The sequence below is a fragment of the Microcystis sp. M53598_WE2 genome (assembly GCF_030067735.1).
Classification (GTDB): Bacteria; Cyanobacteriota; Cyanobacteriia; order Cyanobacteriales; family Microcystaceae; genus Microcystis; species Microcystis aeruginosa.
This window is the reverse complement of the sequence record NZ_JASJFE010000237.1, coordinates 1-11727: the sequence shown is the minus strand read 5'-3', so window position 1 is coordinate 11727 and position 11727 is coordinate 1. Positions and strand designations below refer to the sequence as shown.

Annotated in this window: 10 protein-coding genes; 4 read left to right on the top strand and 6 right to left on the bottom strand. The window is 44.4% G+C overall.

Annotated elements, in window-relative coordinates; translation table 11 throughout:
• Positions 1-193: 193 nt before the first annotated feature.
• From PX636_RS04995 to PX636_RS04985, 3 genes are all read right to left on the bottom strand, one after another.
• Complete coding sequence (locus PX636_RS04995; RefSeq protein ID WP_147070163.1) at positions 194-451, bottom strand: AbrB/MazE/SpoVT family DNA-binding domain-containing protein; 258 nt, start codon at positions 449-451, stop codon at positions 194-196.
• Positions 452-562: 111 nt separating this feature from the next.
• Positions 563-1639 (bottom strand): DUF1822 family protein, encoded by a 1077-nt coding sequence (locus PX636_RS04990; protein WP_288116384.1) that lies wholly within the window; start codon positions 1637-1639, stop codon positions 563-565.
• A complete protein-coding gene (locus PX636_RS04985) occupies positions 1639-3111 on the bottom strand; it encodes a hypothetical protein (RefSeq protein ID WP_288116383.1) in 1473 nt (490 codons plus the stop codon). Before PX636_RS04985 ends, PX636_RS04990 begins: the two co-directional genes overlap by 1 nt.
• Before the next feature lie 463 nt (positions 3112-3574).
• Here PX636_RS04985 and PX636_RS04980 point away from each other — a divergent pair, with 463 nt between their 5' ends.
• The 4 genes from PX636_RS04980 (at position 3575) to PX636_RS04965 (ending at position 9237) form a co-directional block, all read left to right on the top strand.
• A complete protein-coding gene (locus PX636_RS04980; RefSeq protein ID WP_288116382.1) occupies positions 3575-4042 on the top strand; it encodes a hypothetical protein in 468 nt (155 codons plus the stop codon).
• A 647-nt stretch (positions 4043-4689) separates the two neighbouring features.
• Positions 4690-6840, top strand: coding sequence for a patatin-like phospholipase family protein (locus PX636_RS04975; protein ID WP_288116381.1), 2151 nt, complete (start codon positions 4690-4692; stop codon positions 6838-6840).
• A gap of 143 nt (positions 6841-6983) precedes the next feature.
• Positions 6984-7253 carry a thermonuclease family protein gene (locus PX636_RS04970; protein ID WP_242034759.1) on the top strand — a complete coding sequence of 90 codons (270 nt, stop codon included), beginning with the start codon at positions 6984-6986 and terminating at the stop codon, positions 7251-7253.
• 130 nt (positions 7254-7383) lie between these two features.
• Positions 7384-9237: a hypothetical protein gene (locus PX636_RS04965; protein ID WP_288116380.1), complete on the top strand. Its 1854-nt coding sequence runs from the start codon at positions 7384-7386 to the stop codon at positions 9235-9237.
• A 157-nt stretch (positions 9238-9394) separates the two neighbouring features.
• Here PX636_RS04965 and PX636_RS04960 read toward each other — a convergent pair whose 3' ends face one another.
• The 3 genes from PX636_RS04960 to PX636_RS04950 all read right to left on the bottom strand — a co-directional run bounded on the left by PX636_RS04960 (position 9395) and on the right by PX636_RS04950 (position 11539).
• The gene (locus PX636_RS04960) at positions 9395-9736 is read right to left on the bottom strand and encodes a DUF760 domain-containing protein (RefSeq protein WP_046663153.1); all 342 of its coding nucleotides are present in this window, start codon (positions 9734-9736) and stop codon (positions 9395-9397) included.
• A 320-nt stretch (positions 9737-10056) separates the two neighbouring features.
• Entirely contained in the window at positions 10057-11220 is a 1164-nt protein-coding gene (locus PX636_RS04955; protein ID WP_221275373.1) for a GuaB3 family IMP dehydrogenase-related protein, read from the bottom strand.
• A gap of 82 nt (positions 11221-11302) precedes the next feature.
• Positions 11303-11539, bottom strand: coding sequence for a hypothetical protein (locus PX636_RS04950; RefSeq protein ID WP_043997914.1), 237 nt, complete (start codon positions 11537-11539; stop codon positions 11303-11305).
• Positions 11540-11727 lie beyond the last annotated feature (188 nt).

The window sequence follows — 11727 nt, the reverse complement described above, 5'->3', positions numbered from 1 at the left end:
GGCCAAGCTTTTCTGGTCGGAACCCCCTAAGCCGAGTTTTCAAGGTGCTGCGCCGTCCACTTGGTTTTCGAGACTGGCCTTTTAATTCTAACGTAAAGCCAACCTAGAACGGCGGGGTTTCAGACCCAAAATTTCCGATGAGTGTGTCCAGTCAATAGGGCAGCGATGAGAGCAGAGGTATCAAAGAGACATTTCATGCAGGCAATTGGCTTTGAATGCGTTCCTCGCGGAGGTCATCAATAAGGGTATCGAGATTGCCGAGGGGTGGGGTTTCTAGCACTAAGGCACTGCCTTGACGTTGGACTTTAGCTTCTTGCTCCAAGGGTTGTAGGATGATGCAGCCTTGTCTAACCTCAAGATTGAGGGATTGGGCTGTGGTGATGCCGAGTTGTTGACGGATTTCTAGAGGAATTTCTAGTTTTCCGCTGTCATCGATCGCAATTGCCGTCATGGAACGCTCCTAGGGATAGAACGAAAGTTTGGCTCTTTCAATAACGCTATAAATTCTATCCCCTGTAAGGTAGTTTTGCCTGTGTAGAAAACGCCCATGATACCCCAACGCCTAGAGTTCAAAATTCTCGCAGAGGCAGGTGTCACCGAGACTAACCACAATACTAAAGGGGATACCAGAGCGCCCTTTAAAAGATTTAAGCTGAATATAGTTATCTTGCGTTCTGGAGCCCACTTCTTGAAGCTTTTTGCCTGCCTGAGAAAGCAACGTTAAGGCGATCTGGGGTGGCAGATATCGCTCCTCACCCGCCGGATGTAACTGAACCAGCACAGATAGCTGATTATCGGCTTCTTCTGTAACATTCACCAACAAGACCACTCTCTGTCCTTGCAACTCCATCCCCAAGTCAATAAGCTTCCCGCGTTTTGCACCCTCTCTCTGATTCCGAGGACTCCAAGCAAGATGAACTTCTGGACTAAACAGATCGTCGATCGCTTGCCATCCTGCTGCAAAGACCCCCTGTATCCACTGTCCTAACTGGATAGGAGTTTCTTGAGAAGCCGTTAATGTGGTTTCAGAGATTGCTTCAGGCGTTGCGGTATGCTCCGTTGAAATGACGGGCAATAGTATTGAGGCAGGTTCTAGAAAATCACAGTAGAACAATAAATGATTGGGTTCAGGATCGAAAACAGATAGGGGAATTTGATAATAATCGTTTTGTAAACCATCACTGACCCGATGGCAATAATTCATGAGTCGGTCAGATCGCAAAAAGCCTCGAATCATCACTCGCTGCTGCTCTTCACAGACCTCAAGCAGGACATAGAAATGAGCGACAAGAGCCGGCTGTTCGATCGCTTCTCTGGGAATTTCCACTACTTCATCTAGAACCTGCTCTTTGACAATTAAATTTAGCTTAAATTCATCAATTTTAAGGTTGTAAACAGCACCAATATGATTGATACATTGAGTTCGATCGAGGCAGTGTGATGGAGCGCGTTTCTCTAGCCATTGCTCAAAACCCAATAGTGCCAGCGCATTCAGATAGAGTTGCCACTGACCCGCTTCATCGACTGAGGGACTGGCTAGGGGATTGACTAGCGCCTGCTCAAACTGTTCTGGTTCAAGCCTTATGGCTTCAGGTCGGCTAAGATTTAAACCTGGTGGGATCGCTCTTAAGCTAAACATTACGAAACTCCTTGTGTAACCTTGGTACACTCTTCTAAGTAAAAGCAAAGCTGTTGAGCATATACACTTTTCATCAGACGATTCTTTCCCGCTTGAATTTCTTCAAACGCTTCCTGAAATATTTCTGCATCTGCCAGCGCCTCGATTTGCTTGGCTAAATTTTCTAAATAATCGGGTTGAGGAGGAAGAGCAGTCAGTCCTTTCTCTTCAGCTTTCTTCAGCATTTGGTCAAGCACTTGTCGAATTGTCAATGTCCGAACAATGTTAATTAACTCTCCCGGATTCAACACCCGTCTTGCTTGCGCCCAACCAGACATTTTTAATAAATCAGCAATCTCTTTCAGGGCGATGCCCTGAGAATAATAGAGGTGTAATCCTGGAATAAATCGATCGGCGAAAGCGGCATACCCTTTGCTTTTTTTTAAATAAGTAATGCGATCGCTAATTGCCTGCTTAATGGAATGAACTAAGGCAAGTTGAAGCTGTTTGTGGAAGAATTCCAACATTTCTTGTTGCTCTTGCTGCTCCACATTATATTCACTGGCAATATCCTGCGGCAGCTCTGAGCGAATCAGGCGATCGCCTGTCTCTGGATCTTCAACCTCTAACGGTTCTCGATGGCTCCAAAGGTCAAATTGTCTAAGTTGTAGTGCCACTCTTCGCAGTTCTGTGATCAATTGGTTGGGCTGAATTGTGATATTTCGTGCTTTTAAATAAGTCACCATCTCTTGAAGTTGCCCGGTTGTGGGATCTAGACAGCGTTTCGTACCCTGGTGTTGCTGATGCCTGTCTCGACGATAGACAGCGTGGAAGGCGGCAATTAAGTGGCGATTGCGTTCTGCCAGTTGTTGCAATTGTTTCGAGCGAGTGCGATTGAGTAGCGCCCAGTCGCTCAATTGTTTGAAGCCAAACTCGGATAAAAAATTCTTTAATTCTGGATTTTGTTTGGTTTGTAAATAAGTCCAGTTATCTAAGCTCATACTGGATTGAGCGTTGGGCTTAAAGGTTCGCAGAATTTGCAGTGAGAAACATTGATAAGCCGTTGTTTGAGGCTTGCCAGTGGGGTCTAAGGTGAGATAGGTTTTGCCATCTGAGTCTAAAACCATCAGCGTTTTCCCGTCGTCATTGAGGACAAACGGCAGCAAATCTCGGTAAGTAAAGGAGCGATCGTCTCCGAACAAATGATCGATTTTGCGGCAGGCGTTGAGAATCGGCTCAGAAACGTAACAGCGCAGGCATAGACCCGCCTGCGCTCTTTCTGTGGTATCAACTGCTGGAGCTTGAAAGCGGGATAGCAAATCAGTCTGGAGATTTCTCTGTTGGGAGCGATCGCCCCTATCCTCTTCTGCCTCACTTAACCCTTGGCTTTGAAAAAAATCATTTGCCAACGGGAGGAAACAACGCTTATATCCAGTGCGATCGCTGGCAGGGTCAATGCGCCAAAGGTTGCAGTATCTTGATGCAGCACTCATACTACGCTCTCCCGAAGTTTGTTGAGCTTGCGATTAGCTCACCTGATCAATAGATGTCAGCCATTTTAGCTTATACAGGAAATCGGAAAAAAACTGGGGAGATCTAGATTTAGACAAGATGGCTCAGTTCCAGATTTTCCAGAACTGATCATCCCTTGCCAGACCTAAGAGTTTCTAGAATTTAGCCTTCAAGTGTATAGGTCGATTTTGCTGACAACTACTAACGGGTAGAAGGAAGACAAATAAGGTAGTTAAAAGCTTAAACTATTGCTGTAAAAGCTGTCCCGCCTTAAATTGATATCTCTAATTTAGTTCATCTTAGCTCTATTACTCAACAAGGAGAATCTTTCCAATGACACAATCAGCATATTCCAACAACAATGCTTCCACTACAAATAACTCAAAGTATAACCGTGAACCAATCATGTCTACTCGTAACAATAATTCATCGAAGGAGAAAATTATGACTACTCAAATTCAAAAAGTAATAAAGAGCATTTCTGGAGCAATTTTTGTTGTTACAACACTTGTTGTGATGAGTACTAATGCATTAGCTGATGGTAGTGTTGGTGTTAGTATTAACATAGATCCTCTCGCAATAGGTAATGCTATTGCAGATGCAGTAAAAAACAATGCAGGACGTGGAGCATTTACAGATAATCTTGTCGAAACCGTTTTTTATCAAGCGGGACAAAAATATAATGTATTAGCTGTTAATATGAATCAGCATCCTCAAACTGGTGGGCTTAAGGATGTAGTATTTTACGGATCAGCAACTGCTCCTGATGGTACTCTTTATGGGGTATGGGCGTTCAAAAGCGGTGAATTTACCCATGATGGTGATGGGGGCTGGATTAATTGGGCTATGAAGGGTTGGTTTACTCGGGACGGAGATGGTGGTAAACACGTAGTTTTTCAACCTTCCTTTTAGTTTTTCAAGCCAAACTCTTAGTGAACGACTGACGACTGATCGTCTCCGAACAAATGATCGATTTTGCGGCAGGCGTTGAGAATCGGCTCAGAAACGTAACACCGCAGGCATAGTCCTGCGTGCGCTCTTTCTGTGGTATCAACTGCTGGAGCTTGAAAGCAGGATAGCAAATCAGTCTGGAGCTTTCTCTTTTGGGAGCGATCGCCCCTATCCTCCTCTGCCTCACTTAACCCTTGGCTTTGAAAAAAATCTTTTGCCAAGGGAGTGATAAAGTTAGAGTTGATAATTCTCTTTCTCCTAATAATGCCTATTAACATTATTCTGGTTATAATCAACTCCTCCCATTCTCATCATTAGACGTTAATAAAAAAATCAAAGATGTCTGCGGAAAGCCACCACAACACCAGAGTTTTATCGTTAATGCTAATGAGAATTTTCAGGAATAATGGTGCAGACTACATAACAGCAGTTTCACTCTGTCAATCATCTCTATCGCCTGGTTAAGTAGGGAGGCACAATTATTTGTAGGATGGGTTAGCGGTAGCGTAAACTATACGGGCGTTGGGTTTCATGCTTCAACCCAACCTACGTTCATCTTATATTTAATTCCACCCACCTACTTAACACTTTGAAAATAGGACAAAATCATGAACACTACGAATTCAAAACAGAAACTAAACTACATTCCACAGATCATCATCGGCATCGGCATAATTGCGATCGCTGTAGTGGTTTGGTGGCACATTCCTGATTCTTTCTGGAAATATCTTTTTTTCTTGCGTGCGCCTATTCTCTGGGGTTTACTGCTGGTGACACTCCCTCTAATAGCTACCTTATGGCTGCCAGCCATGCTGAGAAATTTATTTGTTCTTCGTGGTCCGTGGCAACTTATCTCTGTAATTGTCAGTGCAAACATGGCGGCAATAGGGGTCATTATTAATGCCTATATGCTTCTCAAAGGTGCGCCAGATCGTTTTGGACTATCACCGTGGCTCGAAATTTCTGACATCTGGCAATATGGGTTGGCGATCGCTTTGAGTTTACCGATCTGCGTCACCTCTTATAAGCTTTCAAAAGAGGAAATTAAAGAAAAGAATCCCATCCAAGGAGTGATTTTCAGCGTGTTATTGAGTTTGGTGCTGTTGTTTGCAGTGATTCAGACGAAAACCTGGATATTTACTAACTTTGCTAACAATAAGTTACTCATTAGTTTCGTTGAATTCATTACCAGACATAAAACTGAAGGCTATATTATAGGAACACAGCCAAAACCACAGCAATTCCTTGAAGGTCATCTGAGTAACATCGCTTTTTTTATAGTTGCCTTCATCGTCTATGGCATCATTGGTTGGAAATTTCAGCCACAATCTCAACCATCCGATCAGAAAAAAGAAGCGGCTGCCCTAATGTATGTGATGCTAATCATCATGATGATAGCACCCTTGTCTGGAAGCCTAACCTTCTATTTCGATTACTATCGCGTTCCTGTCTTTCTGCTCTTTGTGGTTATTGTTGCTTTGATGTATGCGCTGTTTGAGGTGGATCACTTTTTTGAATTAAACTTAAATGAGGCAAACAAATACGATCCCAAGGATTTCAAAAAGGCAATAGAAAAACGACTCGAGTATCAAGAAGAAGAAAAGGAAAAGACCTTAGTAGTTGTCTGTGCGAGTGGGGGCGGCATTCAAGCCGCCGGCTGGACAGTTCAAGTCCTGACGGGATTACAAGATATGCTAGGTAATTCGTTTACCAAGTCAATTGGTTTTATTAGCTCTGTTTCAGGTGGTTCAGTTGGAACGATGTATTATCTCGATCGCTTTGCCGATAAAGGATATCCTGAGTCTAAGGAGTTTGAAAATATCTTTAAGAGTGCTACTGAAGATAGTTTGGATGCGGTAGGTTGGGGATTAGCTTATCCTGATTTATGGCGCATTATTGGGCTTCCTTTTCTCGCTCCTAAAATGTGCGATCGGGGAAAAGTAATAGAGACAGATTGGCAAGGAGAGTTAAAAAATCCCAATAGCAAACAATTTTTATCTACTTGGAGCGAACAAATTTTAAATGGTAAAATTCCCATCCCTATTTTCAATGCGACTCTGGTTGAAGATGGTCGTCGATTTCTAATTTCACCGATGACTTTTTGTAAACCTAGTAGCAACAAATCAGTGGATTTTAACACCCTTTATGCGGGATATGACATTGATGTTGTCACAGCCGCAAGGCTCTCAGCAACTTTTTCTTATGTCTCGCCTATTTCTCGCTATGTTGGTGAAAATCCAAAAGGGAATTATCATATTGCCGATGGTGGCTATTTCGATAATTCTGGTATGGTAACAATGGTGGAATGGCTCAATGAATGGCTAGACCCCCAGAAAGGACTTAACATTAAACGAGTTCTTTTGTTACAGATCAATGCTTTTCCTGAATCTACTCCCTCGAAATCTAAGATTGAGGGAGGCTGGTTTCAGGCGATAATAGGTCCTTTACTGACCTTATTCAGCGTCCGTGATACTACCCAGTTGTCTCGAGTTTCTACTGAAGTAGAACTTCTTCAACAGCGATGGAAAAATCAAGTAAAGATCGCATATTGTCCTATCTTTTTTCCAAAGAATGGTAAAAATGGTGAAAATAAACCACCTCTGTCTTGGCAACTAACGGAAAAGCAAAAACAAAATATTAAAAACGGATGGTGCGGAATTAAGAAGGAAATTGGGGAGCAAATTGGGGAGCAAATTGGGGAGGAGTGGAAAAAATGGGGATTTGAAGACCCATCTCAAAAATCGACCAATGAGAAATAGCCAGCTTCCTACGGTTGCGCTTCATCCCCAATAATTTAATCTGCGATCGCTTTTTCTTGACCTTCAACTGATCCGCGATCACTTTTTGAGGTTTTTATAACTGCGATCGCTCATCAACCGGGCAAATAACCAAGTCACTATCAATGCTGTGGATACTTTACAATACCGGGAGCGGAGCGCTGGCGAAGCCAGATCGCTTCGGGCGCACCGTAGCCGAGGTGTACGCAGGGGGTCAGCTAGTTCAACTTCAGCAGGTGAAGGACGGTATGGTTTGGGCTTATGATCGATTCAAGGCTGACTGTCCAAGCTGGAATGAAATCGAGAGGGCTTTTAAGGAAACTCCCTCGAATCGCAAGGGAATTTTCGGGGGAAACCCGATGCCACCCTGGGAATGGCGACGACGGAATCGGTAGTTTTTTATCTGTAGAGATAGAGAAATTCCAAGGTTGACATATTCCCACCGTCACAGCGTAGCTTGACGGTGGGAGTATGTCAATTGCTATAAAGTAGGTTTATTGAAGAAGTGGAGGGAATCATCATCCTATGGCGATAATGACAAAATCATTTAGACAAAGACTGGCAGAGATTTTCGGGTTTGACCTGCGATCGCTGGCTTTATTTCGCATTGCCTTGGCGTTAGTGGTTTTAGTAGATTTATCGGTTCGTTTTAGCCAAGTAACTGCCCATTACAGCGGATTGGGGGTTTTACCCCTAGGAAGCTTATCGAAAGTCTCTGCTAGTCCTTTTTACTGGTCTATTTTTGCTCTCAGTGACTCGGTGCTGGTGCAGAGTATCCTGTTTATTGTCGCTATAGCGATCGCATTATTGCTTTTAATTGGCTATCATACCCGTTTAGCGACGATCGCCACTTGGGCGCTAATCGTCTCTTTACATCATCGCAACCCCCTGTTACTATTTGCCGCCGATGACGTAATCCGGGCAGTATTATTCTGGGCGATGTTTTTACCCCTTGGTGCCTGTTATTCCGTGGAAAGTGCCTTAAACACCAATCCCAACCCCTTACCCAAGCGTGTGGTTTCGGCTGCCACGGTCGCTTTTATGATACAGGTGTGTTACATCTATATGTGGTCAGTGGTCTTTAAACTCAAAAGTGAGACTTGGTGGCCCGACGGTACAGCCGTTTATTACTCTCTTAGTTACGATCAATACGCTACCGCTTTGGGGAGTTTTTTACTGACTTTACCGCAGCAATTCCTCAAATTTCTAACAATTTCAGCCCTAGGCTTTGAATGGTTCGGTCCGCTATTGATGTTTGTTCCCTTTCGCAATAGTTTATTTAAAATAATCGCCGTAGTTTCCTTTATTTTCTTGCATACGGTTTTTGGACTGATTCTACATTTAGGGGTTTTCCCTATCTTGAGTGTTACCCATTGGTTGCCGATTATCCCTAGCTTAGTCTGGGATTGGGGACAAAAACGGATAATAAACCCAGAAAGAGAAGGTTTAAGGATTAATTATGATCGAGATTGTGGATTTTGCAAAAAAGTTGTTCATCTTCTCCGCACGTTTCTCATTTTACCCGGCACTCCCCTGTTAGTCGCTCAGGATAACCCCTCAATATACGAGGATATGGTGGCCCAAAATTCTTGGGTGGTGGAAGATTGGCAGGGAAAACGTCAGTTTAAATGGTCAGCAGTGGTTTATATTGTCAGTCTTTCGCCAATTTTCTGGTTTTTAGCGCCAATTTTGCGTTTACCGCCCCTTATGGCCGTGGGAACGAGAATTTATGAGTGGATTGCCTCCCATCGTCGTTTTATGGGCAATTTCACCAAACCTCTCAAGTTTCGTCCCCTGACGATTAAATCCTCTTTACCTTTAAATATTTTGGTAATTTTCTTCTTCTTGTTGACGAGTATCTGGAATTTACGCAGTTTTGTCCGGCAATCGGCCATTAGAGGCGATTTAAATACACCTTTAATTCAGTCCCTCGATCGCTTGCTCACCCGTCGTACTTTCAATACAATTGATATTCTGGCAAGAATAACTCGTTTAGACCAGTATTGGACTATTTTCTCCCCTAGTCCGCCCCGGGATGATGCTTGGTTTGTGGCAGTCAGTCAATTAGCCGATGGTTCCACGGTAGATATATTTAGAGAAGGACAGCCAGTAATTTGGGATAAACCCACCGAAAGCGATCGCAATCGTTTGTATAAAACCATGCAGTGGCGAGTATATTTTATTAATCTTAATCGAGCTATCGGTCGGTCAGTTTATGGAGAGTTTGGTCAGTATCTCTGTCAAAACTGGAATCAGCAGCACGGTAGTGATCAACAAATTAAATCCCTGCAACTTTATATCATGCGGGAAAGGACTGTCCCCCCCGGAGAAAAACAGGGAATCGAAAAAGAACTACTCTGGCAGCAAAACTGTCTTTAATCAGTTATCAGTTATCAGTTATCAGTCATCAGTTATTAGCCGGATAAAAGTTACATTGTTATCTTTCTCAGACAAATGGCTAATTAGTTAAACAACAAATAACTAAAATCTGATTGCTTCTTTTTCCCTTTCCAACTAACCTAACTACCGCTCAACTTTAAACATCACTGGAACCGCTCTGGAGAGTAGCGAGGGATTTTTCAAAATTCATTCTCTGTTCAGCATTGCGGAGAAAGTAACCACTCATCATTGCTGAGGCCAATAACCGGCCCAGATGTTCGCGACTGGTACTGATAGTGACCCCGAAATGTTCCGAAGGAAGGTTGCCCAAAAGTCCGATAATGTTGCGTTCCATCACTTGGAAAACCTCTTGGGACTCCGGTTTCGAGAGTTGGGCGATTGTTTCTGGACTTAAGGTCTGGACATACTGCCACAAACTCTCGGAAAATTCACTATCGGTAGCAAATAAATTGTGAGGGCGATCGTTTTCTCTATACACCTTTGATCTCCTTAACTCAATTTTTTTAAATTATCCTTTTGGTTCTTCCAATTGGGAGCATCTCACCTTTGTAACCCCTAAATCAGGTTTTATGTCAAGCTATTTTGAAAGCCTTGCTAGAAACCAGTTTTAGGGACAAGTATAATTACTCACTTGCATAAATGAGACGCTCCCTTCCAATTTAACAGTTTTTTGAGATAGTGGGGGTCGGTAGAACCGAACCTGAAGGTGATGGTAATCCCAAGCAGAAAATCCATCTCTGGCAAAAATCAAAAACTGCTCCGAGAAGCAGATAACCGATCACTGTTCACCGATAACTTTTATTTACCCATACCTAACTGCTGGGCCTTTTGATAGACTTTACCCTCCGTCAGCAGCGAGGGGGCAATCACCACTTCCACCTGTTGCATTTCCTTTAAGTTCTTAGCACCCAAAGTTCCCATACTGGTTTTCAGCGCCCCCAAGAGGTTATGAGTACCATCATCTAATTTTGCCGGTCCTACGAGGATTTCGGCAATAGTTCCCGTACTGCCCACACTAATTCGGGTTCCCCGGGGTAGAACCGGACTAGGTGTGGCCATACCCCAGTGAAAACCGCGCCCGGGGGCCTCCAAGGACCGGGCAATGGGAGAACCAATCATCACCGCATCGGCCCCACAGGCGATACATTTGCAGATATCACCGCCGGTAATAATGCCGCCATCGGCAATAACGGGGACGTATTTACCAGTTTCCTGGAAAAAATCGTCCCTAGCGGCGGCACAATCGGCCACAGCAGTGGCTTGGGGAACTCCCACTCCTAAAACGCCGCGAGAAGTACAGGCAGCCCCGGGACCGATACCGACCAAAACCCCGGCTGCCCCGGTTTTCATCAGGTTAAGGGCGACTTCGTAGGTGACGCAGTTGCCCAAAACCACGGGAATGGGCATTTCTTGGCACAGTTGCACTAAATCGAGGGGGGTGATAGCTTCCGGGGATAAATGGGCAGTGGAAACAACGGTTGCTTGGACAAAGAGAATATCGGCCGCTGCTTGGGCGACGATAGCACCGTATTTGACGGCACCGGCAGGGGTGAGGCTAACTGCCGCAATACCGCCTTTTTCTTGAATTTCTTGGATACGAAGCTCGATTAGTTGCGGTTTAATCGGTTCTGCGTAGAGTTCCTGCATTAAACCGACGAATTCTGCTTTGCCGACTGCGGTAATGCGATCGAGAATCGGGTTAGGATCCTCGTAACGAGTTTGAATACCTTCGAGGTTTAGTACCCCTAGCGCCCCCAACTCGGAGAGAAGGACGGCCATTTTAGTATCCACCACCCCATCCATAGCGCTGGCGATAATCGGGATTTCCCGCTCGATATTGCCGAGAGACCAACGGGTATCGGCTAAACTAGGATCGAGGGTTCGCACTCCGGGTACAAGTGCGATTTCATCGATACCGTAAGCTCTACGGGCTGTTTTGCCCCGACCAATAATTGTATCCACGTTTCTATACTATTTCAGACCTATTTAGCCTAGACTAGCAAATTTCGCACCATCTCGAACAGCTTTTCGGTATTATTGCCGACTAGGCCCCGGGAAAATAATCGCCGCAGTCGATCGCTTGTTCGGTGTTGGCGCTCCTGGGTTGTACACTACATTTGAGGCGATAATCGTTGGTAAAGTAGCGGCAGTGGGAGCAAGGGATGGAGTGCATCCGTCGGGCAACTTGCCAACTATCGCGCACGGCACTGGCTAAAGACCAGCAAACTAAAGCGATAATGGCAGCGGCGATTGAAAAACGTAAAATAATCCAGATTTCCATGGCGAACAACTAAAATTACCTGATTTGGATAGGAATCAACCGAGGCAATCGGCAGATGGTTAGATAGGGTTTGCGGCAAAAAGTTTGTTGGTGGGGGCAGGGTGTGGGGTGTGGGGTGTGGGGTGTAGGGTTTTACCGATTTTGAGGTAGTCAGTTACCTAATTTTCAGGGAAAAAGTACCTGAATTT

What these genes read in the sequence shown, in the direction of transcription:
- PX636_RS04970 (WP_242034759.1), top strand. Translation starts at nt 6,984, where the DNA reads ATGCTGTGGATACTTTACAATACCGGGAGCGGAGCGCTGGCGAAGCCA.
- PX636_RS04995 (WP_147070163.1), bottom strand. Translation starts at nt 451, where the DNA reads ATGACGGCAATTGCGATCGATGACAGCGGAAAACTAGAAATTCCTCTA.
- PX636_RS04980 (WP_288116382.1), top strand. Translation starts at nt 3,575, where the DNA reads ATGACTACTCAAATTCAAAAAGTAATAAAGAGCATTTCTGGAGCAATT.
- PX636_RS04975 (WP_288116381.1), top strand. Translation starts at nt 4,690, where the DNA reads ATGAACACTACGAATTCAAAACAGAAACTAAACTACATTCCACAGATC.
- PX636_RS04990 (WP_288116384.1), bottom strand. Translation starts at nt 1,639, where the DNA reads ATGTTTAGCTTAAGAGCGATCCCACCAGGTTTAAATCTTAGCCGACCT.
- PX636_RS04985 (WP_288116383.1), bottom strand. Translation starts at nt 3,111, where the DNA reads ATGAGTGCTGCATCAAGATACTGCAACCTTTGGCGCATTGACCCTGCC.
- PX636_RS04965 (WP_288116380.1), top strand. Translation starts at nt 7,384, where the DNA reads ATGGCGATAATGACAAAATCATTTAGACAAAGACTGGCAGAGATTTTC.
- PX636_RS04950 (WP_043997914.1), bottom strand. Translation starts at nt 11,539, where the DNA reads ATGGAAATCTGGATTATTTTACGTTTTTCAATCGCCGCTGCCATTATC.